We start from the raw sequence: 24,781 nt of genomic DNA, 5'->3' as shown, positions 1-24,781 counted from the left end.
TCTTTTCTTCTCATTATGAACCGTTTTACTTGGCAACGTGCCGTTATTAAAGTTGGCAGTGCCCTCATTGCGCCAGAGGGAAATGAATGCAGTGGTCGCTACTTACTTTCTTTAGCGCGTTTTATTACCGCAAGCCGAGAGGCGGGCAAAGAAGTTATTCTGGTCTCTTCTGGTAGTGTGGCCGCTGGGCGCAGCAAAGTGAAGGTAAGGCACAATGCTTCTATTGCCGAGAAGCAGGCGATGGCAGCAATCGGTCAAAACCTTATGATGGCTAACTGGCAGCGCTTTTTCGACTTTCCTTGTGCGCAAGTGTTACTTACAGCGGATGACTTGCGGGATAGAACCCGTTACGTCAACATCAAAAACACCTTGCGAGAAATTTTAAAGCATAACGCCCTGCCTATCGTGAATGAAAACGATACGGTGGCCGCTAACGAGCTAAAGGTTGGAGATAACGACAATTTAGGCGCCTACACCGCATTGGTAGCCCAAGCCGACACCTTAATTATTTGCTCTGATATTGATGGTTTGTTTACCGCTGACCCTCGAAAAGACAACACCGCAACGCTTATTCCTCATGTTGGGAAAATTGATAGCACCATTTATGGACTGGCTGGTGGTGCTGGTACTGCGGTCGGCACGGGTGGTATGCGCACGAAAATAGAAGCCGCAGACAAATGTACCAGTAGCGGTATTCAAACGCTTATCGTTAACGGTAGAAAAGGCGAAACCTTTGATGCACTGCTTGAAGGCGAAGTGCCGGGTACGCTGTTTGAAGCAAGCAGCACACCGGCCAATGCACGCAGGCTGTGGCTAACTCACACCCTTAAAACCGCTGGCAGAATAGAAGTAGATAGCGGCGCTAAAGAAGCATTGATACAAAAAGGTGCATCTTTGTTACCTTCAGGAATAATCGATGTCGTCGGCCAATTTGAGCAAGGTGATGCGGTAGAAGTCATCTGCCAAGGTGCCGTTGTCGCTAAGGGACTTTGTTTGTATAACGCAAAAGACTTGGGCCTCATAAAAGGGAAAAAGTCGAAAGACATTGCCAGTGTGTTAGGTTATGAGACAACCGATGTCGCTGTTCATCGCGACGACATGGTGCTGTATTAACATCAAGGCTGTATTCTTGCCCTAGTCTACCCGGTGGGATACGTTTTGCTTAACTTCAGCGGCATAAGCCTGAGGCACGGATGTAACGTGCCCTACCGTTAAACATCACAAAGATTCAAGCAAAGGGACAACCATGACTGATATCACGCCAACACTTGCCGATTATCCTTATAAGGTGACTATTGCTACGCGGTGGCAAGACAACGACGCATATGGGCACATTAATAATGTGGTTTATTATGGCTTTTTTGATACTGCCGTTAACCGCTTTTTAATTGAAGAAGGCGGGTTAGACATTCACCACGGGCAAACGGTGGCGTATGTGGTAAGCAGTCAGTGCCAGTACGTAGCGCCCGCCGCCTATCCTGAAGATATTTTTGTTGCGCTGCGCGTAGTTAAAATTGGCAGAAGTTCTGTGACCTATGGCTTATCGGTTTATGCTGGCGAAAATGAGCGCCGCGTAGCACACGGCCAATTTGTGCATGTATTTGTTGATAGAAAAACCGACAAAGCCATCCCTATTCCGGTAGACGTTAAAGCGGCCCTAGAATCAATTTGCGAGGCAATGTGATTCCTTTTTTATTTCAAAAAAAATTTCAATAAAAAGGCTTATAGCAGCACAGCACTAACAAGTGATCGGCATAGCGAAAGAAACAATAAAAGAGACAAGGCAAACACGATGAAAAAAGTGGTATTTCTAGACGCTGAAACCATGGACTTACCCAGTCTTGATACGACAGCCTTAGATAGCCTTAACGCAGACGTCACTTTATACCAACAAACCCAACATAAAGACGTAGCTGAGCGCATACACAATGCCGACGCAGTGCTTGTCAACAAAGTGGTATTAAGCGCAGATGACTTACAGCGGGCTAGGAAGCTGCGCTATATTGGCGTCACCGCCACAGGTATGAATAACATTGACCATGACTACTGCCAACAAGCCGGTATTATTGTGCAAAACGTTGAAGGCTATGGCACTGACAGTGTTGCCCAGCACACGTTGACCTTGGCGCTTAATTTGGCCACAAACTTTGTGGCGTATCAGCACGATGTGCGCAATCAGGCGTGGTCTGCATCCTCACACTTTTGTTTGCTAAACCACCCCGTGGTGGAGCTTGCGGGTAAGCATGCGGTGATTGTTGGGCATGGCGAGCTGGGCAAGCGTGTTGAAACCTTATTTAAGGCTATAGGAATGCAGGTGAGCATTGCTGCTCGTCCCGGCAAAAAAGATGATCCCCGCCCTAGCCTCGCCTCTCTTTTGCCTCACGCAGACGTAGTAAGTCTTCACTGTCCACTTACAGAAGATACCGACAAACTCATTAACGCCGATACCTTATCGCTAATGCAGCCAACGGCTTTTCTTATCAATACCGCCCGGGGTGGGCTTATTGATGAACAGGCGCTATACCATGCGCTTAAACACAACAAAACAACAAAATAGGCGGTGCTGGGCTTGATGTATTAAGTGTGGAGCCACCGCCAGCTGACCATGTGTTGCTTAACGAATCGTTACCAAACTTGCTGGTAACCCCTCACAACGCGTGGATTGGCAACGGAGCAAGACAAAAACTGCTTGATAAAGCCCTTGCACATTTAGCGACATTTTTAGGGCAGTAATGGCGATATGAATAACGCTACGCTGTTTGCATTGTGTTGCTTAATTTGGGGTTCTACCTGGATTGCTATTACTTACCAAATCGGCCACACCTCTGAAACCTTTGCTATTGCCCTGAGGTACTTATTGGCGTCGGCGTGTTTGGGCGCTTATTGCGTAATAAAACGCTTACCTTTGAAGCTACCGCTGCATGTTCACATAAAAATGGCCGCCGTCGGACTATTTCTCTACAGCCTCAATTACACGTTACTGTACATGGCGCAGGCGCACATTATTAGCGCTCTTTTAGCGCTGATGAGTTCTTGCATAATATATATAAACGTGGTGCTTCGTCGCTGGTGGTTAAAAGAGCCGATTAGAAAGGAGGTAGTGATTGGTGCTACTTTTGGCTTGCTCGGCATTGTGTGTTTATTTGTGCCTGAGTTTTCCAAGGTGTCGATGGATGCTGCTCTTGTTACCGGTCTCGCTATTGCCTTTGTCAGTTTCTTTTGTGCCTCGACGGGCAATGTTATTTCGGAACGCATACTGACATCCGGTACACCCGTTATTCAAATGAACTTCTATGCCATGAGTTACGCCATGCTGTTGCTATTTGTGACGTCTTTGGCCATGCCAGGGGAGCTGATTATTCCCAGTAGCGTAGAGTTTTATTTATCGCTTTTTTACTTAGCTGTATTTGGCTCTGTGTTCGCCTTCGGTGCGTATATGAAGCTTTTAAAGCAAATGGGCGCGGACAAGGCGGCCTATGTGGTATTGGTATACCCTATGGTTGCGCTGGTTATTTCAACGTTCTTTGAAGGTTATACGTGGAGCGTGTTGTCTGTTACCGGCGTGATTATCGTGCTTATAGGCAATGCGATTGCCATGGGAAAAGTACCGCGCTTTATGCGTCGCCCTCCTGTGACCAGTTAGCGCGACGCCAGCATTGATAAAGCGGTAAAGCGGCAGTTAACTCGGCTTACTTTAACGCATTTATTTTTCTATTTAGCTCGTACGCGGGCTCGGTCACTATGGTTTCAAGGGTTTCAATCCGTGCCATGAGGGCTTCAATTTGTGCGTCTTTCTCTTCTAAACGCTGTTGCTGTTTGTCGGTCACACTTTTTACGAACGGGTTACTACACTCTCCATTCATCCAATCGTTTAATCGCCACTGAAATTTTGCATCTAGGTAGCTGGCCAAGAGTACAAGTGACGTGATGCTGCCAATTATCAAAACTAAACTTAAAGTAGACATAGTGTTTTTCCCATCGAATTTTTAAGGCCCTCTGTAAAGGCCCGCTAGTGCCAAACGGTTTAACGTAAAGAGCATGCGTTGTGTTTCTTGCTATTTCACCACTTTCTATAGCTTCACGTTAAAGCACGCTCTATTACCCGTAGTCATGAGGTGCGCAAAAAAATTACAGCGTTTAAGAAAAAAGTTTGTAATAAAAGCCAGAGAGCGCAGACTGATAGAAGTAACATAATAAAATAACAACAGTTTTTTTGATTAGGGATATGGCGTTGGGGCAGGGTTTTGACGATATTTTTGCAAAGCACGGCGCACTGCTAAGTCGCGTAGCCAATAGCTATGAGGCAAACGAGGCAATGCAGCAAGAGCTCTTGCAAGAAATTGCGATTGCCGTATGGCAAGGCTTGTCTCGCTTTAAGGGCGACAGCAGCGTAAAAACCTACATATTAAAGATAGCGCACAACCGCGCGGTAACCCACGTGGCAAATCAGGTGAAGCGCCTCGATACCCATCAATACGATCAAGACGATAAGGGCTCGGATGGGTTTGTAAGCCAGGTTCGCTCTCCCGAGGAAGTATCGAGCCAGCACCAGTCATTAGAGCGCTTACTCCGTGCTGTACGGGCGTTACCTTTGCAGCCACGGCAAGTGCTTACGCTTTCCCTTGAGGGCTTAAGTTACGATGAAATTGCAGACGTGTGCGGCCTTACCAAAAACCATGTTGGCGTTATTTTAAAGCGCGCCAAACAAAGTATCATGCAGGAGCAACCTCATGCATAACTCAGATAAAGAGAACCAAAAGACACCGTCAGATAGAACCGACGAAAAGCAAGACGATAGTCTTTCAGCCCTTTGGCAAGCTCAGCCAGTTACCGCTATTAACCTAGAGAAAGTAAAAGCCAACCTTAGCAGCGAAAGAAAAAAACAGCGTTGTTATATGGTGATGGATTCATTGATGGTTTTTCCGGCTATTTATATCCTTGCGAAATATTGGGGCAATATGTCGCTGGTAGCACAACTGATGTTTGTCTTTATGCTGGCTACATCGCTTCCATTGCTTGTTTATCAATTATGGTTAAGAAGAGTGGCAGCGTTTTACAAAGATAGCCAAACTGCTGATCATTTAATGCAGCTAACAAAGCAAGTTAAGAACAATGTAAAGATAGCGTTCATGACCAAGCATTCAACATGGGTAGCTGTAGTTTTTGGGTTCGCTTTCATATTGGAACGCTACTTTTTGGGAGACCTTGCGCCAGAAAAGGTGATCAAACTAATCATCGTAATATCATCAATGAGTATTGGTATGCTAATTTGGTATGTATGGGCACACAAAAGACAAAAACGCTTTGAGCGACAACTCAAAACGCTGGAAGCTATGGCGCAGCAGCACTAAAGGCGGCGCCGAGGCGCTGTTTCAGCTTAAAACAATGAGTCTTTTGGGCTTGCGTTAGGGGTGTTGCCATCCGAGGTAGCGTTGCCTTTTTGGCTTTGCTCTACAGGCTCATCCTCCTTATCAGCCTCATCAGTGCCATTTTCGTCTTCATCGTCATTACGGGAGCTATCGGTTCTGTTATCGCCTAAGAAGAACTCATAGTAGAGATCTAAAGCAAACTCCGACTGATCTTCTAATGTGGTTTGAATCGCCTCTAAGTAAAGGCTTGGAAGCAGCTGGTATTTAAGCGCCAAGTCTGGCGGTAACTGCCTGCGTCGAAGGGTGCTGTTAGCATCATTATTACTTAAGCCTACATCTACGTTGTATTCCACTGATAAACGGTCGTTAATTTGCCCAGTGACCGAGAGCATATTTTCATTGGTACTTAAGCTGAATTCATCAATGCCCAACGCACTTCCTACCTGCCCTGTCAGAGTTTCTGTATTAGAAAGCCCAAAGCCCAATAGCAGTGCAGCATAGTTAGGATCTTGGGTGCCCGAATTAGGGCCCGAGCCGGTCAATAAGTATGACAATACGCCCTGCTGGTCCATTGCGGGCTCAGAAAACAAATTTATACTGGGGGCGTCAGCCGCGCCGTCTATACGAATACCGGCTATGACATCGTCGTCAGTTTTAGCTGGGTCGCGTATGGCCTCTACCAGTAGCAACGGTTGGTCGATAGGGCCGTTAAACTGAACTTCGCCGGTTTGAATAATCAACTGCTGACCATAGGCGCTATAGCGACCGTTTATTATTTGCAGGTCGCCATAGCCAACTAACGCTGGTTGCGTATTCACTCGTATGCCGCCGAATAAGCTGGCGGTAAGACCAAAGGCCTCAAGTTTTACTTGTTCGGTTTTGTTTTTATCGATGTTTACAAGCACCGACGCATGTACGATATCTAGCGGTTCTTCTCTATCCGGTTCCCCCCGCAGGTGGACATCTTTAGACGGCGACACTGCGCTTTCTGGAAGCGACTCAATTTCAATTCGCGCCCACGGTATGTTGACCTCGCCGTTCACATCGACCTTTTCTTGCGTCGCGGCAATGTCAATATTTGGCGACACTTTAAGACGAATGTCGGGCTGTCTAATTTCAAAGCCGTTGCCTTTTAAATTGAAGGTGGCGCTAGGGGTAGACGACCAATCCAGTTCCCCTTTTAGCGTACCTTTTCCGCCGCCCAATACAAAGGTTCCGTCTAGCGAGGCGGTTTGGTCGTTAAGCACCACTTTTTGGTTCCAGTCAGCGAGTGTGACTGGGGTATCTTGTATATCGATAGCGCCGTTTGAAACAGTAAGCTCACCGTTCAGCGATGGGTCGTCAACATAGCCACTAAGTGTAATGTTGCCGTTGAGTAGGCCTGTAAGCGTCCTGATAGCAGGAGAAAGTGGCTTAAACGGTGCTACATTTAGCCCTTCCATGACCAGCTTTCCATCAAGGGGGATTTGCTCGTCGAATGGTCGCGTATTTAGGGTTAGCGTAGCATCACCAATGTCTTGACTCGAAATCAGTGAGGTTGACGCTAATTGCCCTTGTTTAATCTTACCGGTTGTCTCGATTGAGTTAATGGTAAGGGTTAGCGGTCTGGTTTCACCCAGCTGCCAAGGGGCTTTACTCATTGACGCCGTAAACGTGGCGTCTATAGGGTCTTGCTGTGAGTAACTCCCTTTTGTTTTTATACTAAGGGTAGCTTTGGAGGGGCTTGAAACCATGGTGGGTGCCAGCTCATTGGCCCAGAGACCTACTGGTAAGGATGAGGCACTAATGTCCCAGTTGGCCTTACTTTCTTGATAGTTAACGTTTGATACGCACAATTCGCCTTCTCTGCGGGAGGTCCAGCAGTGCTTGCCTATCTTTGCCGTGACGGGGGCTGTGCCGATATCTAGACTGAACGGGCTTGATAATGTCCACTGCATATTGGCAAGCTTTAACGTGGTATCACTAATTTCGCCAATCCAGTGGTTATTACTCCACGCCCCTTTGAGGCTAAGGGCTATGTTGTTATCAGGTACGGCAAGGTCAATTTCAGCGTGATGATCTTTATAGGTGCCGTCTATGGCAACGTTCCCGTTTAACGGCCCTTGCTGAGCGGCTGAAGCATTTAAGTTAGGAGATACGGTGATATCAGAAAGCGCTAACGCGCCGTTTGCGCGAGGGTTTTGCCAAGGCCCCGATGCTTTGATATTGCCATTCACGGCCCCGGTTACTTCAGGGTAAAGGCTATTGATGGCATTAACGCTAATATCAATATCTGCATTTAAATGACGCTTATTTAAAACCTGAGCGATAGCACGAATGGTATTTTTTTCTTGCTCGTTTTCTTGGATGATATTGACGTTGGTAACGAATAAGTCGCTCGGGCCTGCATATACTGCATTGCCTTTTACTTGAAGCGGCTTACCCTGCAGTACACCTGAAATGTTCAAGTCTCTTAAGCTCATGTGCAGGCCGCCGCGCTCGGAATATTGCAAAATACTGTCAATTTCGCCGTTTAGCTGTTGAGGGGCATAAGTGCTGAATTGTTGCGCTGACACATCAGTTAAGGTGGTTTTGCCTTCCCAGGCGATAGTCTCATTTAAATACAGCGTTCCCGTATTCGCTAAGCTTCCTTCCAGTGCGCTGATATTGGCCTGGTTAACATAAATATTATTCTTTTTAAGTACCACATCTAACGATACGGGGATATTGCCAAGGTCGGGCAGCGTTGCCGCGCCATCACCTTGAAGCTGGTAATCACCCATGGTGCCAAAAAGGGATAATTGCCCCTCTTTTAACAGGGCATTTTCCATGGTTGGTATAGCCTGCTCTTGCCAATTTGCGGTGAACTCAATAGGTAAATTTTCGTCGAGAATATTGGTTTTTAAATTAGCATCAGCGCTAATCGCTCCTGTGGCACTAACCGAGAGCGTGAGGTTGTCTGCAGCACCGGATGCATTCATAACGAGTGTTTGCGGCGCATCGTCAAATTGAGTTTTAACCTTAATTTTAGCATTGAGCGGGAAATTGTCTTTAAGTGTGGCACTTGCGCTCCCTCTAAGCTCCCCTTTTTCATGCACCACTGCCATTTCCTCAACCGCTATTTCGCTGCCTTTAAAACGGGTTTGCAAAAGCGAGATGAGCGCCACTCGTTCGATACTTTCACCCTGTATAACTTGTAAATCTTCAACTAATAAGGTGCCGAGGGAAAAAGGAACCGGTGATGTAATTGTAGGTAACTGTGGTACATCGTAGGTTAATGAGTACGACGTAGGCAAAGGGCTGTCTTTTACCTTTTCTGGCTCTGCGTTTTTCTTATTTTGGGATGGCGTGTTGGGGGCGTTAGCCGGTGATGTCGATGGCGAATCTGTGCCTTGCTCTACAAGCGCTACCTTTAGCCCCTTCGTCGCTAAACTATCAAGTGAAAGTGCCTCATTACCGTTAAAGTCGACGAGTTCTAGTTCATCAATTTCGACGATAGTGGTGAGTAGCGCAAGCTTAATATTGCTTAACGCTAAGTACTCGACTTCGATGGGAAGTGGCAAAGCAAACTCATCGTTAGCGTCGGTTTCGTCTGGCGCTTCTATAGCTAAGGCAAGTTGGGTTAACGTCGCATTTTCAAGCGTGAGTTCATTAACGCACACTTTAGGTTCAAACAGGCAGCGCCATGTTATATCGATATAGGCGTATTGGGCTGACACTTTCCATTGCGGGTTCTCCCACTGAACGTTGTGTACTTCAAGCGTGTCGGCAAAGCCGCCGTCTATCGCATCGATAGACAAGTTATCTACAAAAGTGTTGGCTACAAGCTTAACGGTTGGTCCGCCTAATGGGCTAATTAGCAGCGCATATACGGCTACCAGCAAAAGAATAGGTGAGAGTAAAATGGCCGATATAGTGCGTTTTCTCATAGCTCAGGCCCCAGCATGATATGTAACTGCCATGTATTTTCATCGGGGGCAAACCCCCTTGCAACATAAAAACGAACGGGGCCGATTGGCGAAAGCCAATGGACACCCGGGCCAACGCTATAGGTTAGTGTTGTACTGGTGTCGTTGGTGGCGGTACCGGCATCAACAAATGCCGCGACGCGCCAATTATCGGCTACGCGATAGGCATATTCCACGCTTGTGGTAAGCAAATATTTCCCGCCTATTGAATCGGTCACAAGTTCACCGGTTTCGGGGTCGATAACATCTGCGGTGGGCGATATTTCTCGATAGTCAAAACCCCTAACGCTTTGGTCTCCCCCAGCGTAGAAACGCAAAGAGGTGGGTACTTCATCGAAGCTGTTGGTTTTAATAGCGCCTGCTTCACCGCGTAAGGATATTCTATGTACATCGTTAAACGTGCGTATCAACGTAGCCTCTACTACCGCTTTAGCAAAGTCGATGTCAGAGCCAAAGCCTTCTTTGCCATATTGTGCAAGCATTTGAATGTAGCTGCCGTTGCTGATGTTAAGCTCGCTGTCTTTATTGCGATAGGTTAACGAGTACCCCGGTAAAACCAGTGACGTGGTATTGGTGTTAAGCTCCCCTTGATCGTACGTTTCCCTAAGGTAAGTTATCGAACCATCGTGCTGCCATGGCGAGTCGTTTTTTTGCCAGTAGCGGTGGGCAGACAACGATAGGGTTTCACTTTCAAAGGACGTGTTGGCGTATTCAATAAATTGGTAACCCGCCTCAATGCTGGCGTAATCACGAGTGATGTTTTTCATGGGAATGCGGTAGTCGGCGGTAACAGACTGTTCGGGCTCAGATATAAAGATATCCGATGATACCGAATGTCCTTTGTCATTTACCCAAGGGCGCTCCCAGCCAAGTCGGACCCGCGGGCCGGTATCGGTGGCCGCGCCAAGTGACACATTAAATGCGTCGGTAGGCCTGTGCTGTAGTGACACCTCAACAGGTACACGTAAACCCTCAGCGTCACTAACTACCGGCCTGGCAATCACACGATTGAAATACCCAGATTGATTCAATCGCCGATTGAAATCAGACAACACCGCTGATGAATAAGCGTCTCCGGTTTCAAATGGTTTAAGGCGACTGATAATGGCTTTTGCTTTGTCTTCGCCGACGATTTTGAGTTCACCAAACTGGTACTGAGGCCCGCTTTGCGCAATTAACAGTACGTTTGCCTGCTTCGCACCACGCACTAGATCAAGTCGGGTAGCCTGCCAGTGAAAGTCAAAATAGCCGTTGGAAAGGGCATAGTTAAACATCGAAGACTTAAACGATTCATAGATAGTCTGGTTGAGTACATCGCCTTCCTTAAGCTTAAGTGCGTTAAAACGCTCTCTAAACGCTTTATCTTCACGCCCTGCCCCAATAATTTCACGGGTCACTTTATTAATGGTTAGGGGGGCGTTTAACGAAACATTAACCGTAACCTTGTCGCCGTCATCGATAACAACGTTAGTCTCGCTGTTGTAATAGCCATACGGCTGCAGTGCTGTTGCCACTGTATCGCTCACTTCCCCTTGCCAATATGGGTCAGTAAGTAGTGCTTTTTCAACATCGAGGCTGTTCAAGTGAAGCCGAATATTGTTGCGTAGCTTATCGTCTTTTACGCCTTGAATATTATAGGAAATGCCCTCTTGCGCTTGCGCGGTCGATGCTAACGTACAGATCAGCGAAAGCAGTACGCCGCACATCAAAACCAAATGAGTCTTGAATGTTTTCAACATAAACTGTCGGAAAAGTGGGTCTTGCAAACTGGCAAGCCCGGTCCAAATTGAAGGCATGAAAAGGCTAAATCCTTAAGATAACGCTGGGCTAAGAAGCATACCGCTTGATAGTAAAGTCCGTATTGTGAACGCGGTTAATGATACCACAATTGCGTTTTGTATCCCCAAACTACGATGAGAGATCAAATATTTGCGCTAACACTTGGCAGAGTAAAATATCATGGATTGTTTTTTGTACGTCAAGACCCCTATTTTGCTAGTGCATGGAGAGGAAGATCGCATAGTCCCGCCTCTACATAGTCGCTACATGGCAGATGAATTGGAAGATTACGATAAAGTTTTTAAATATGTTGAACTTGAAAGTGGCGATCATTTTTTATCTATTCAGCGTAATCGGCACCTATTCTTCAAAGAAATGGATATGTTTTTGAATCAGTATTTGAAACCTGCTTCAAAGGACGATGCGGTGAAAGCCGGTCTTACCACTGAATAGTACCCGTTAAACGCCCCAGTATTTAAGACAAGATTTCTTCGTGCTGGCGGCTTTTTAACCAAATTTCAGGTACACTTATATAGGCGCGATTATTTCGCGCCTTTTTACTTCCCCACACTTAATTTCATATTCGAGACTTTATGCCCCAGACATCTAATGGCGTATCTGATGATACTGCAGTTGTGCAAAAGCCCGCCCTTGGCCTTGTTGAATTTGTTGCGTTAATGGCAACCATGACCTCGCTGGTTGCCCTTAGCATAGATGCTATGCTGCCCGCACTTATCCAAATTGGTGAGTCACTTAATGTAGAAGAGGCACATCATACCCATTTGATTGTAACCGTGTTCTTTTTAGGCATGGCTTTCGGGCAAATGTTTTTCGGTCCGTTTTCAGACAGCCGTGGCCGCCGTCTAACAATACTAGTGGGCTTATGCATTTTTGCCTTAGGCACGTTTGTTTGTATGCTTGCCACTAATTTAGAAACCATGCTGGTGGGGCGCGTTATTCAAGCTTTTGGGGTGTCTGGCCCGCGCATAGCCTCTATGGCAATTATCCGCGACTTGTACGTGGGTGACGCTATGGCAAAAGTCATGTCATTTATCATGATGGTGTTTATTTTAGTGCCCATGCTTGCCCCAATAATTGGTCAAACCGTAATGGAACTGACATCTTGGTTCCATATATTCACGCTGTTTCTGCTGGTGGCTACTATGGCGGGGATTTGGTTCTTTTCTCGTCAAGGCGAAACCTTGCCTCGTGCAAAGCGCAGAAAATTCTCGCGTGCACACTTTTTTAAATCATCAAAGTTTATTCTGACCCATCCAGAAGTTATGGGTTATACCTTTGCCATGGGTTGTATCTTCGGGGCGTTTTTGGCGTATTTAAGCGCGTCACAAACCATATTTACCGTGTTTTATAATGTAGGAGAGTGGTTCCCATATATCTTCGCTACCCTCGCCTTTTCTATCGGGCTTGCTTCTTACTTCAACGGTAAAATGGTAATGCGTTTCGGCATGCGCAAGCTTTGTCGATTTGCGCTTAAAGGGGTGAACGGGTTTGCGGTTGTCTACCTTGCCTTGTTATTTGCCTACGACGGGCTTCCGCCTCTTGTTCTTACTATTGCTGTGATGTTTGTAGGGTTCTTTTTTGTCGGTATTTTATTTGGAAACTTAAACGCCATGGCCATGCAGCCGCTAGGCGATATGGCTGGGCTAGGTGCAGCTATTATCGGCTGCTTCTCAAGCTTATTCTCGGTGCCCGTTGCCCTTATCGTTGATAGTTTTTTGAATGGAAACTTGATGCCCATTGGTTGGGGCTTTCTTATCTTTTTTGCATTAGCTTACGCATCAGTGCGCTTCGCTGAGCGTGTTCGGGAAGGTGTTACTTCGTAACCGTATAAGTATTAATAGCTTCTTATGTACGGGGCGTAGTAAGAAGAGCGAGACTCGCTGAGTTATAGAAATAAAAAAGCCCGACCAAAATGGTCGGGCAAGAGGGCTTAGTTAAGCACCTAACGACAGAAACTGTCCTAACCTCTGTTTTTACACAACTATGGCTTTCATATCAGTCATGTAGCCACGCAAGGTCTTACCTACCGATTCCACACCGTGTGAACGGATGGCTTCGTTAATCTCAACAAGGCGTTTGTTCTCTACTTGATTAGAAGCAGCAGTCAAACCCTTACCGATAACGCTGGTATCAATGGTAGGCATAAATTTCTCACGCAAAATCGGAATTGCTGCATTGGCAAACAAATAGTTTCCGTATTCTGCTGTGTCTGAAATAACCACGTTCATTTCATACAAACGCTTACGTGCGATTGTGTTAGAAATAAGCGGTGTTTCATGCAGTGATTCATAGTACGCAGACTCAGGTAAAATACCGGCTTCAACCATTACGTCGAACGCAACTTCAACACCACACTTGATCATGGCAACCAGTAAGATGCCGTGGTCAAAGAATTCTTGTTCACTGATTTCACCTTCATAAGCCGGTGCGTTTTCAAACGCGGTTTCACCGGTTTCTTCACGCCACTTAAGTAGGTTTGCATCGCCGTTCGCCCAGTCTTCCATCATGGTGCGAGAGAACTCACCGCTGATGATGTCGTCTTGGTGCTTTTCAAATAGCGGACGAAGTAGATCAGTTAACTGCTCAGAAAGCTCAAACGCTTTCACTTTCGCAGGGTTTGAAAGACGGTCCATCATATTAGTAACGCCGCCAATCTTAAGTGCTTCAGTAATGGCTTCTAGACCGTACTGAATAAGCGCACCTGCATAACCTGGGTCAATACCGTCATCAACCATTTTCTCGAACGCAAGTACTGCTGCAACTTGTTGCATACCACATAAAATGGTTTGCTCACCCATAAGGTCAGATTTAACTTCAGCCACAAATGAAGACTCAAGTACACCTGCGCGGTCACCGCCAGTTGCACTTGCCAGAGCTTTAGCCTGATCCCAACCTTTACCTTCAGGGTCGTTTTCCGGGTGCACAGCTATTAGTGTTGGTACACCAAAGCCTCGCTTATATTCTTCACGTACCTCTGAGCCTGGGCTTTTCGGCGCACACATAATTACTGTGATATCGCTACGAATTTGCTGGCCTTCTTCAACAATGTTGAAGCCGTGTGAGTAACCTAGCGTTGCACCTTTTTTCATAAGCGGCATTACTGCCTCTACCACACTTGCGTGCTGCTTATCAGGTGTTAGGTTGTAAACTACATCAGCTTCTGGAATAAGCTGCTGATAGTTACCAACAGTAAATCCATTGCTTGAAGCGCGTTTGTAAGAGTCGCGTTGCTCATCGATGGCTGCCTGACGCAGCGCATAAGAAACATCTAACCCTGAGTCACGCATATTCAGGCCTTGGTTAAGGCCCTGCGCGCCGCAGCCTACAATGACAATTTTCTTGCCTTTTAAGAACTGACAACCGTCAGCGAATTCATCGCGTGCCATAAAACGGCAGCGGCCAAGCTGGTCTAACTGCTGGCGAAGTGACAGGGTGTTGAAATAATTAGCCATAAAAATTTCCGAACAACATTCATTTTTGTCAATATCAAACACCGACCTTGGCGTTGACAGACCTCGTCTATGACGACTTGGTAGTGAGACTAAAAGATTTCTTTTGTTTTGGAAAATGATATATTTGCAAGATAATATTGCATAAAGTGAAATGTTTATGGATTTTCGCAGTTTACAGCTCTTTAACCACCTGGCTACCAGCCTTCACTTCGGCGTCACCGCTGAGGCCATGTATGTATCGCCATCTACGTTAAGCCGTGTTATTCAGCGTCTTGAAGACGAGTTAGGCTGCACCTTGTTTAAACGGGATAACCGTAAAGTCGCGCTCACCCATAGCGGGCACAAGTTATTGTCCTTCTCAAAACAAGCGTTAGCTGATTGGCAGCAATTGAAAATTGATTTAAAAGAAGATAGCGATGCACTTCAAGGGGAACTCAGTGTATTTTGCTCGGTAACTGCCAGTCAAAGCCATTTGCCCGCTATGCTAAGGCAGTTCAGTCAGCAGCACCCTGGGGTCGATATACGTTTAATAACCGGTGACCCTGCCCTTGCCATAGAGAAAGTTAAAAGTAAGCAGTGTGATTTATCTATTGCCATCTACACCCCTGATATGCCAACGGATTTACATTTCACAGCGCTTGATAACGTGCCTTTGGTGCTTATTGCTCCTCGAGAATGGCGCTTGACCCAATTAAGTCAGCTAGATTGGACCAAACATCAGGTGATCATGCCTGAAACCGGTCCAACACGACGCACGGCATATCACTGGTTTGCCGAGCACGGTATTCGCCCTAACGTGTATGCGTATGTCGGTGGTAACGAGGCCATTGTAAGCATGGTAGCGCTAGAGTGTGGTGTAGGCTTTGTACCAAAAGTGGTACTTGATCATTCCAGTATGGCCAATGCGGTAACTCAGATACCGGTAGATGATATAGAGCCCTATGCGCTTGGTTTATGTTGCTTGCAGGACAAGCAGAACGAGCCGCTGATAAATGCCTTTATGGAACTAAACTTATCATCAAGACCATAATGTGAGGCTTCGTTTACGCTTGCGTAAACATTTGCGGCTAATTAGCACTAAGTTGTTTTATCAAATTGTCTAATGCGCGATAGCCTAACGCTTCAGCGATATGAGCGCGAAGTACGCCCTGTGACCCTTCCAGATCGGCAATGGTTCTGGCCACCTTTAGCGTGCGGTGAAACACACGCATGGATAAATTCAGCTGTTTCGCGGCTGCCTGTAAAAAGCGTAAGTCTGCATCATCAAGTAGGCAAATATCGGCAAGCTCGCCCGCATGCAGCGCACCGTTAGGTTTACCTTGGCGCGCTTGTTGTTTATGCCTTGCTTCAATAACCCGTTGGCGGGTGTCAAATAATGAATCGTTAGGCATATTGGCCCGTTCTGGCAGGTCGTAGTCGGGCAAACGGGGCACTTCTACCTGGATGTCTATTCTATCGAGAAGCGGCCCAGAGAGGCGATTTAAGTAGTTAAGTTGCTGCTGTGGTGTCAGACGATTATCATCAATATCACCCGTCGGGCTTGGGTTCATCGCTGCTACTAACTGAAAATTAGCTGGGTACGTAGCGCTTCCTGAAGCTCTCGACAAGTGTACATCGCCAGTTTCAAGGGGCTCACGCAATACATCCAGCGCTTTGCGTCCAAATTCAGGCAATTCGTCTAAAAACAAAATACCGTTATGGGCCAGCGATATTTCGCCCGGCACCGGATTAGAACCGCCACCAGTAAGCGCCACAGCAGAACTGGTATGATGGGGAGAGCGCAAATGACGCGTTAAAAAGCGCTCGGCGTGTAAGGTTTCACCTTTTACTGAATGAATGGCGGCTACTTCAAGGGCCTCTTCCTCGCTCATATCTGGTAGTAGCGAGAGCATACGGCTAGCTAGCAGGCTCTTTCCCGTGCCGGGAGGCCCCACCATTAGTAGATTATGCGCACCACTTGCGGCAATGATTAACGCCCGTTTAGCCTGTTCCTGCCCGATAATATCATCCCAACCTGTTTGCACCTTATTAGGCGAATGTGAAGCAAAAGGCTGTCCCTTTGCCAATTTCTTATTGCCAGTAAGGTGTTCATAAACAGACAGTAAATCAAACGCGGGAAAGCGCGTAGCGTGGGATACAAGTGCGGCTTCAACGTCATTGTCACCAGGGTAAACCAAAGCAATATCTTCGTTTGCGGCTGTCATTACGACGGGAATAAGGCCGTTAACCGGCTTTATTTCTCCGTTTAAAGCAAGCTCGCCCACAAAGGCAATATTTAATAAGCTTGTATCTGAAATATAGCCGGAAGCGGCGAGTATACCTACGGCGATGGGAAGGTCGAATCGCCCGCCGAACTTAGGAATATCAGCGGGAGCTAAGTTAACGGTTATTCGTTTGGCAGGAAATTCAAAGCCACTGTTGATAAGGGCGCTGCGCACACGCTCACGGGCTTCCTTTACACTGGTTTCAGCCATGCCCACTAGTTGAAAGGCGGGTAAGCCGTTAGCCAAATGAATTTCTACGCTCACCTCTGGCGCAGTAACGCCTTGGCCTGCAAAAGTTTTAACCACAGCCATGCCCATAAGCCTTACTCACCCCTGTGTCTTTATCTCTTATTTCAAAGTTTAGTGCATCCATCGCTCATGCAGAGCAAACGCAGCAAGGCTCAACTGTAGTGGGTGTGAAGAAAACTTGTAACTGTACTGAGGGAGTGAATATCGACGGAATTAAAAAATGCGGGCCTATTGTTTAAAGAGGAAATGAGGTCGGTGCTGGTCTTGCCTATTTTAACGCTTCACTGGCCTGCATGCGCTCAGCGAAGCGTTAACTAAAGCGCTTAATGGTGATCGTTATAAAAGACGGGTAATTGCCAGTGCCAGCGCATGGCACCTAGTCTAAACAGCACGGTAGTAGCAAGAGCTGCGATCCCGCACCACTGGGTAGCAAGGTCAAATTCAAGTGCGATGCCATATACAATACCGCCAGCGATACAGGTCATCGCATAAAGCTCGCCGTTTAGTACCAGCGGTACTTCGCGGCAGATGACGTCGCGTAACAACCCTCCGAAAACACCAGTAATGGTGCCCATTGCTACCGCCACTGCCATGCCTGTGTCGTTGGCTAGGGCTTTCTCTATGCCTACTACATTAAAAAGTGCTAGCCCAAAAGCATCGGCGATTAACAAATAGTGAAAGGGAAATCGCGGGCTTATTCGAAGCCAGATGATGGGAACAAAAGCCGCAATGAGAGTGGTATACAAATAGTCGGTATCGGCAATCCAAAACACAGGTACATCTAACATAACGTCGCGCAGCGTACCGCCACCAATGGCAGTAGCACTGGCTAGCACCACAACGCCGAACCCATCCATGCGTTTTTGATAGGCCATAAGAGTCCCGGAAATTGCGCATACCGCAACGCCTGCCAGGTTTAGCCAGTGAAACCAATCGAACATGCTTATTACCCTTTTACTACTCTGAAGACTCGCTATTTCTACCGCAAAAAACTTGATCAAGCCGTGTGTTTCATGCTATTTCTTTGCGCAATACCAATTCGCGGTTTACTGCGCGTTGCGTGTAGGGGTAAAGCCATAACCCCTAACAAACAACATTTCATTTTTATAATGCCAAAGGAATACGGCATTGTAAGTCAAAGATATCATATAAAACAAAGCGCTACTGGTCTGTGAGCAGTGAGGCTTTGTCGCCCTTCGCTTGAACGACCTAAGATGATTTAATACATCATCAGTATGACATGCAATTTTGAGTAAAACAGCGCGTATTGGAAAACAAGCCAAAGCATTACTGGTTTACCACTGTTTTTAAGTTTCACATAAAGGTCTAGCATTAAACCCTAGCACCTAAAATTAACGGGAAGGATTTATGCCCAAGTTACGTTCTGCAACTACCACACAAGGTAGAAATATGGCCGGCGCTCGTGCGCTATGGCGTGCAACCGGAATGAAAGATTCTGATTTCGGCAAGCCTATTATTGCTATTGCTAACTCATTTACGCAGTTTGTACCTGGGCACGTTCACCTCAAAGACCTTGGTCAACTGGTAGCGCACAGCGTGGAAGAAGCCGGTGGTGTTGCAAAAGAGTTCAACACAATAGCGGTAGACGACGGTATCGCTATGGGTCATAGCGGGATGCTTTACAGCCTTCCGTCTCGCGAAATCATCGCTGATGCGGTGGAGTATATGGTAAATGCGCACTGCGCCGATGCCATTGTTTGTATCTCTAACTGTGACAAGATAACCCCGGGAATGTTGATGGCATCAATGCGCCTTAACGTGCCGGTAATCTTTGTATCGGGCGGTCCGATGGAAGCGGGGAAAACCAAGCTTTCAGACCAGCTTATCAAGCTAGATTTGGTTGATGCCATGGTAGCGGCTGCTGATGACAAAGTGAGCGATGCAGATACCGATGAAATTGAGCGTTCAGCCTGCCCTACCTGTGGTTCATGCTCAGGGATGTTCACTGCTAACTCCATGAATTGCTTAACCGAAGCGTTAGGTTTATCACTACCGGGCAATGGTTCAATGCTTGCTACTCACGCTGACCGTGAAGGGCTGTTCAAACAAGCAGGTAAGCAAATAGTTGAGCTTTGCAAGCGCTACTACGGTGATGATGATGAAAGCGTATTGCCCCGTAATATCGCTAACTTCAAAGCGTTTGAAAACGCTATGAGCCTTGACATTGCCATGGGAGGTTCAACCAATACCATTCTGCACTTGTTAGCAGCAGCGATGGAAGGTGAAGTGCCTTTTACTATGGATGATATCGACCGCCTGTCTCGCAAAGTGCCTCACTTATGTAAAGTGGCGCCGTCGACGCCTAAATACCACATGGAAGACGTGCACCGTGCCGGTGGCGTGCTAGGTATTTTAAACGAGCTTAACAAAGCGGGCCTGCTGAACACCGATGTTAATCACGTGCTTGGTAAGTCGCTTACGGAGGTTATCAGCGAGTGGGATATCACTAACCCTGAAAATAAAGACGCGATCACCTTTTATCGCGCGGGACCTGCGGGCATTCGAACGACTAAGGCGTTTAGCCAAGACTGTCGCTGGGATGAAGCCGATGACGACCGCGAAAACGGCTGTATCCGCTCGATTGAACATGCGTTTAGTCAAGAAGGTGGACTCGCTGTACTTTACGGTAATGTGGCAGAAGACGGCTGTATTGTTAAAACCGCAGGTGTGGATGAGTCTATTTTAAAATTCAACGGCACAGCGCGTATTTATGAAAGCCAAGACGATGCGGTAGCGGGTATTTTAGGTGACGAAGTAAAAGCAGGCGATGTGGTATTTATTCGCTACGAGGGTCCGCGCGGCGGACCGGGCATGCAAGAAATGCTTTACCCAACCTCTTACCTAAAATCAAAAGGCTTAGGCAAGCACTGTGCATTAGTTACCGACGGCCGATTTAGCGGTGGTACTAGCGGCCTGTCTATTGGTCATTGCTCTCCTGAGGCGGCAAGTGGTGGCGGTATTGGCTTAGTTGAAGACGGGGACAAGATTGAAATAGATATCCCTAACCGAAGCATCAACATCGTTATTTCCGATGAAGCGCTCGCCGAACGCCGTGCAAAAATGGAAGCAAGCGATAAACCTTGGAAACCTAAGGATCGCGTTCGTGAAGTCTCAACATCGCTTAAAACCTTTGCAGCGCTAGCAACCAGTGCTGATAAGGGTGCGGTACGTGATGTAAGCAAACTGGACGATTTATAATGGCAGGCCAGCACGTTAGCGACCACGAATATCTAAGAAAGATTTTACTCGCTCCCGTTTACGATGTGGCTGTGGCCAGTGAGCTTTCTTACATGTCACTGCTATCTGCGGAACTTGGCAATGATATTTTCCTAAAGCGGGAAGACCAGCAGCCGGTTAAAAGCTTTAAACTGCGTGGTGCCTACAACCGTATTTGTTCACTAAGTGAAGCTCAGCTTAAAGCCGGGGTTATTGGTGCTTCTGCCGGTAACCATGCGCAAGGCTTGGCGTATAGCGCAAAAATGAAGGGTATTCAGGCAACCATCGTTATGCCGGAAACCACCCCTGACATTAAAGTAGACGCAGTACGTCGCTTTGGTGGTGAAAACGTGAATGTGGTATTGCATGGCACCAGCTTTGACCAAGCCAGTAACCATGCTAAAGCACTGTGTGAGACCCATGGCTATACCTTCGTACCGCCGTTTGACGACCCTGATGTAATTGCAGGCCAAGGTACGGTTGCGCGAGAGCTATTAGAGCAAAACCCACACCTTGATATTTTATTTATCGCCGTGGGCGGTGGTGGCTTAGCTGCCGGGATTGCCGTGTATTTAAAGCAGCTAAAGCCCAGCATTAAGATTGTGGCGGTGGAGTCTGAAGAGTCGGCGTGTTTCATTAAAGCGAAAGCACAAGGCGAGCCTACGGAACTGGAAAGCGTCGGTATTTTTGCCGATGGCGTGGCGGTCAAAGTCATGGGGCAGGAAACCTTTCGTTTATGTAACCGTTTAATTGACGAAACCATTACCGTTACCAATGATGAAATTTGTGGCGCAATTAAAGATATTTTCGACGACACCCGGGTTATTGCTGAACCTGCTGGCGCCCTTTCTGTGGCCGCTATTCGCAAATACGCTAAGCAGTACGACTTGAAGGGCAAGAAGCTTGGTGGCATTTTGTGTGGCGCAAACATCAATTTTCATACCTTACGCTATGTTTCTGAACGCTGTGAATTAGGCGAGCAGAAAGAAGCAGTTTTTGCGGTAAAAATTCCTGAAACCAAAGGCGCTTTCAAGCAGTTTTGTGAGTGCGTGGGGGCTAAGGCCATTACCGAGTTCAATTATCGCTATGCCAGTGAAAGTGAAGCGCATATCTTTGTAGGCGTGAAGCTTAAAGGCGGTCAGCAAGAGTTTGCTGCACTGCAAGGTGACCTTGAGAGCAAAGGCTATGACTGCGTTAATTTAAGTGACAACGAGCTGGCAAAACTGCACGTACGTCATATGGTTGGTGGTCGCCCACCTACTATCTTGAACGAGCAGGTATTTAGCTTTGAATTTCCGGAGCGCCCGGGAGCATTGCTGAATTTCTTAAACACCTTAGGCGAGCAGTGGAATATTACTTTATTCCATTATCGCAACCACGGTGCAGCCGAGGGGCTAGTGTTAGCTGGCTTTGATATTGCGCCTGAAAGCCGGGATGACTTTAACCAGCACGTCGCCGAATTAGGTTACAAGGTGGAAGAAGTCACGGATAATCCAGCTTATCGTTTTTTCTTGTCTCAACCCGCCTAAATTAAAACGCTGAGCGCAGGCGCTTGGCTTTTCAAGTTATCGCCTTGCATTGTTTCACGTTAAGCCATGGTTTACCGAGAAGCGATACAAGGCGGCATTACAACGAGCCACTTTACCTTTAAGTGAAAAACGGCTTACTTTTTACCGGTGTCAAACAAAGGTAAAGGGTGCACAAAAAAGCCCATGCAGCAGCATGGGCTTTTTACGTTTTGATAGATAGTGTTAATGGCGAGCTTTAATTAGTTTGACCATTAAGCGCTACATTCTCTAAATGTTGCATCATTTCAGGCCATATTAGCGCCATTACATCTTGTCGAAGCGCTTCACATTCTTCAGAGTACTTTAGGCTGCCATCTTTTTCAGAGTCTAACCAATGGTTTTCTTTAAGTGCGCCGATAAAGCTAGACAGCACGTTCTTGTCGTAAAACTCTGGTGAACTTAGCCCGTACAGGGCGGATAAACGCTCGGCCACTTGTTTACTCTCACGCTCTAAGGCGCCTCGACTAATTACCTTTTCTTTATCAAGAATGGTAAGCACAACGGCATAACGCTGTAACGTTTCCTGCATGCAGCGGCTTAACAGCCATGCAGAATGGAATTGTTTACAGTGAGCATCAGGGGGCAATAGCTCTTTGTCTTTTTGACGCAATAACCCATTATTGAGCAGTGCGGTAATCAGTGCGTCAGTATAAGCAAGAGCTTCATCTTGGGTTAGATGCAAGAAAAGCTCTTTTTGCAGTAAAGGATAAAGTGCAGCAATTAGCTGAAGTATATCGTTCTTAGTCGTGCCTTTTTTCGCGAAAACAGAGGCCATAACAAGACCTGGGATCGCAAATAAGTGCAAAATATTGTTGCGATAATATGTCAGGTAAACCGCTGACTTAGGCTGCGGGCTAATTAACCGGCCGTAGTCATCTTCTTTAATATCAAAGCGTCCGAGTTTCAGCGTATCGCGCAGCAATGCTTCTGCCGTTGAATCAGGAATGGTGGCGTCGTCACTAAATGGAACAGCTTTAAACAAATCCATAAAATCGCCAATAGACTGTTTTAGCTCGGCCTCACTCATGGTTTGTGTTTTTGAAGAGAGTAAACACAGCGATGTAAGCGCCATACCATTTAACGCGGCTGCGCGGTTAATTCGCGTCATCACGTTATTAGCAAGTTCATTAACCGCAGGCGTTAACCACGCAGGCTTCTTCTCGGGCTCAGCATCTCTACAGTCGCGCCAGTTAGGCACATGGCTTTCAAGGAACTGGTTCAGCGCAATGGGCTCACCAAAGTTCACATATCCGTGGCCGTAATTTTTAAGTTTACGAATAGCAGAGAAGACTTGAAGGTTTGACTCTTTTTTCTTCTTAGACCCTTTAAGTTCGTTAAGGTAGCTTTTCACTTCCATCACGTTTTCATAGCCAATATAAACAGGCACGATGCTCACAGGGCGATTCACCCCTTTCAACATGGCTTGAATGGTCATGGCTAACATGCCGGTTTTCGGCGGAATAAGACGACCTGTGCGGCTACGACCGCCTTCAGGGTAGTATTTCACCGAGTAGCCTTTGTTGAAAAGTAGCTCTAAATACTCTCTGAAAACAGCAGTATACAGCTTGTTGCCTGCAAAGCTGCGACGCAGGAAAAACGCACCGCCACGGCGGAACATTTTACCTACGGGCCAAAAGTTAAGATTAATACCAGCTGCGATATGGGGCGATACCATGCCTTCGTGATAAATCACGTAAGTGAGCAGTAGGTAATCCATATGGCTGCGGTGACACGGCACATAAATAATTTCATGTCCGTTTGCAGCAAGTTCGCGAATTCGTTCGGCGTGCCCTACGCTTATGCCGTTATAGATTTTGTTCCAGATACGCGTAAGCAGCCTGTCGCCAAACCGGATAAGGCCCTCGCGATAGTCTGCAGCAATCTCGGTAATGTATGACTGGGCGCGCGCTTTTGCTTTGTCGTGAGATACTTTTTTGCTTCTGGATTCCTCGGCAATGGCGCGGCGTACGGCATCAGACCCCAATACGCTATTATTGAGCTCTTGACGCTCTAATAGCGTAGGGCCCGTCATACTTTGGCGCTTTCTCTGAAAATGCGTACTGGCAACCCGAACGAGCTTATGAGCGATACTCTGATCGCTACCGTGTTGGTTAGACATGGCGCGCGCCGAAACGGCCTTAGAGTAATTGATAAAGTTGTCACGGCCTAAAAACAGCACGATGAATAACTTGCGCAACCAGCTGGGTGCAGCCTTATCAGCAATAAGGTCGCTCAGTCCCGGGTTACCGCGTCCTGGTGCTCTGCCCCATGTCACATAAACCGGCACAACTTGTAAATCGAGATTCTCATGGTCTCTGTGCAGGTGGAAAAGGTCTGTAAAGACTTCTTCAATTCCCGTGTCTTTTGCCGACGAGCGGAAAAGCGGTTGTGTTTTTCGCAAAAACAACGTCGATGAATACTCTCTCCCTGCCAGCGTTAAGGTCTTAGTTGGGCTGGGTAAGTCTAGAGCTTGGGTCGACATTCTCAATGCAAGTTGGTCTGTCACTGAGTTGGTGGGAAGTAGATAAACGATAGGTTTGTTTTTATCTATTCCTAATTCGGTTTCAACGTTAACTGGAATACTATGGGCTTTAACCAGTAACTTTACAGGATAATGAAATACCGACAAAAGGGCTTTTCGCATCCACGACATGAACTATGTAATCCTATGAAATAAAAACAAGGGGAGTGTAACACAATCGCGTCACAATCTCGCGATAAGCCAATATCATTGCTTTACTTGCTGTAATGACTTCATGTGATTGAACAAGTTCAAAGATAAGCGAGGATTCCCTCAATCTCCTTATTATAAAGCGTGCTTTTTATACTTCATTAGAAAACCAGCGGAATTTAATAGCGATAAGGTTTTTTTATTACTATTTTTATATTAAGTGA

Annotated in this window: 16 protein-coding genes and 2 pseudogenes; 11 read left to right on the top strand and 7 right to left on the bottom strand. The window is 46.7% G+C overall.

Translation table 11 applies throughout. The features are described 5' to 3' along the window. Window positions 1-15 precede the first annotated feature (15 nt). The 4 genes and pseudogenes from proB (at window position 16) to ACX5J7_RS03315 (ending at window position 3,643) form a co-directional block, all read left to right on the top strand. Complete coding sequence (gene proB, locus ACX5J7_RS03330) at window positions 16-1,113, top strand: glutamate 5-kinase (RefSeq protein WP_020744556.1); 1,098 nt, start codon at window positions 16-18, stop codon at window positions 1,111-1,113. Between the two features lie 133 nt (window positions 1,114-1,246). Further along, window positions 1,247-1,684, top strand: coding sequence for an acyl-CoA thioesterase (locus ACX5J7_RS03325; protein ID WP_012520190.1), 438 nt, complete (start codon window positions 1,247-1,249; stop codon window positions 1,682-1,684). Window positions 1,685-1,792: 108 nt separating this feature from the next. After that, window positions 1,793-2,733 (top strand): annotated as a pseudogene (locus ACX5J7_RS03320) (D-2-hydroxyacid dehydrogenase). A gap of 7 nt (window positions 2,734-2,740) precedes the next feature. Further along, a complete protein-coding gene (locus tag ACX5J7_RS03315; protein WP_498706102.1) occupies window positions 2,741-3,643 on the top strand; it encodes a DMT family transporter in 903 nt (300 codons plus the stop codon). A 46-nt stretch (window positions 3,644-3,689) separates the two neighbouring features. Here ACX5J7_RS03315 and ACX5J7_RS03310 read toward each other — a convergent pair whose 3' ends face one another. Next, the gene (locus ACX5J7_RS03310) at window positions 3,690-3,965 is read right to left on the bottom strand and encodes a hypothetical protein (RefSeq protein WP_012518716.1); all 276 of its coding nucleotides are present in this window, start codon (window positions 3,963-3,965) and stop codon (window positions 3,690-3,692) included. A gap of 266 nt (window positions 3,966-4,231) precedes the next feature. Here ACX5J7_RS03310 and ACX5J7_RS03305 point away from each other — a divergent pair, with 266 nt between their 5' ends. Further along, complete coding sequence (locus ACX5J7_RS03305; RefSeq protein WP_015068501.1) at window positions 4,232-4,738, top strand: RNA polymerase sigma factor; 507 nt, start codon at window positions 4,232-4,234, stop codon at window positions 4,736-4,738. Continuing rightward, window positions 4,731-5,351, top strand: coding sequence for a hypothetical protein (locus ACX5J7_RS03300; RefSeq protein WP_012518718.1), 621 nt, complete (start codon window positions 4,731-4,733; stop codon window positions 5,349-5,351). Before ACX5J7_RS03305 ends, ACX5J7_RS03300 begins: the two co-directional genes overlap by 8 nt. A 26-nt stretch (window positions 5,352-5,377) precedes the next feature. Here the strand turns inward: ACX5J7_RS03300 and ACX5J7_RS03295 are convergent, their stop codons facing one another. Next, window positions 5,378-9,277 (bottom strand): translocation/assembly module TamB domain-containing protein, encoded by a 3,900-nt coding sequence (locus tag ACX5J7_RS03295; protein ID WP_498706099.1) that lies wholly within the window; start codon window positions 9,275-9,277, stop codon window positions 5,378-5,380. Beyond that, window positions 9,274-11,112 (bottom strand): autotransporter assembly complex protein TamA, encoded by a 1,839-nt coding sequence (locus ACX5J7_RS03290; protein ID WP_483380410.1) that lies wholly within the window; start codon window positions 11,110-11,112, stop codon window positions 9,274-9,276. Before ACX5J7_RS03290 ends, ACX5J7_RS03295 begins: the two co-directional genes overlap by 4 nt. A gap of 181 nt (window positions 11,113-11,293) precedes the next feature. Here ACX5J7_RS03290 and ACX5J7_RS03285 point away from each other — a divergent pair. Next, window positions 11,294-11,548: pseudogene (locus tag ACX5J7_RS03285) on the top strand (alpha/beta hydrolase family protein); the annotation flags it as partial. A gap of 140 nt (window positions 11,549-11,688) precedes the next feature. Continuing rightward, window positions 11,689-12,939 carry a multidrug effflux MFS transporter gene (locus ACX5J7_RS03280; RefSeq protein ID WP_012520184.1) on the top strand — a complete coding sequence of 417 codons (1,251 nt, stop codon included), beginning with the start codon at window positions 11,689-11,691 and terminating at the stop codon, window positions 12,937-12,939. Window positions 12,940-13,089: 150 nt separating this feature from the next. Here the strand turns inward: ACX5J7_RS03280 and ilvC are convergent, their stop codons facing one another. Continuing rightward, window positions 13,090-14,568, bottom strand: coding sequence for a ketol-acid reductoisomerase (gene ilvC / locus ACX5J7_RS03275; protein ID WP_020744550.1), 1,479 nt, complete (start codon window positions 14,566-14,568; stop codon window positions 13,090-13,092). Window positions 14,569-14,725: 157 nt separating this feature from the next. Here ilvC and ilvY point away from each other — a divergent pair, with 157 nt between their 5' ends. Next, window positions 14,726-15,598, top strand: coding sequence for an HTH-type transcriptional activator IlvY (ilvY, locus tag ACX5J7_RS03270; protein ID WP_278384132.1), 873 nt, complete (start codon window positions 14,726-14,728; stop codon window positions 15,596-15,598). Between the two features lie 37 nt (window positions 15,599-15,635). On the opposite strand, the gene ACX5J7_RS03265 is transcribed toward ilvY, so the two are convergent. After that, a complete protein-coding gene (locus ACX5J7_RS03265; protein WP_024017260.1) occupies window positions 15,636-17,150 on the bottom strand; it encodes a YifB family Mg chelatase-like AAA ATPase in 1,515 nt (504 codons plus the stop codon). 254 nt (window positions 17,151-17,404) lie between these two features. Next, on the bottom strand, window positions 17,405-18,022 hold the full coding sequence (locus ACX5J7_RS03260; RefSeq protein ID WP_024017259.1) for a trimeric intracellular cation channel family protein: 618 nt from the start codon (window positions 18,020-18,022) through the stop codon (window positions 17,405-17,407). 427 nt (window positions 18,023-18,449) lie between these two features. On the opposite strand from ACX5J7_RS03260, the gene ilvD reads away from it, so the two are divergent. Both ilvD and ilvA read left to right on the top strand, forming a co-directional pair. Then, complete coding sequence (ilvD, locus tag ACX5J7_RS03255) at window positions 18,450-20,300, top strand: dihydroxy-acid dehydratase (protein WP_498706095.1); 1,851 nt, start codon at window positions 18,450-18,452, stop codon at window positions 20,298-20,300. After that, complete coding sequence (gene ilvA, locus ACX5J7_RS03250) at window positions 20,300-21,847, top strand: threonine ammonia-lyase, biosynthetic (protein WP_474375621.1); 1,548 nt, start codon at window positions 20,300-20,302, stop codon at window positions 21,845-21,847. The genes ilvD and ilvA overlap by 1 nt, the downstream gene beginning before the upstream one ends. A 235-nt stretch (window positions 21,848-22,082) precedes the next feature. On the opposite strand, the gene plsB is transcribed toward ilvA, so the two are convergent. Further along, window positions 22,083-24,539 (bottom strand): glycerol-3-phosphate 1-O-acyltransferase PlsB, encoded by a 2,457-nt coding sequence (gene plsB, locus ACX5J7_RS03245; protein WP_498706092.1) that lies wholly within the window; start codon window positions 24,537-24,539, stop codon window positions 22,083-22,085. Window positions 24,540-24,781: the final 242 nt, after the last annotated feature.

This window comes from Alteromonas infernus (genome assembly GCF_902705815.1).
The sequence above is the reverse complement of the archived record's forward strand: the minus strand, read 5'-3'. Positions and strand labels throughout refer to the sequence as shown.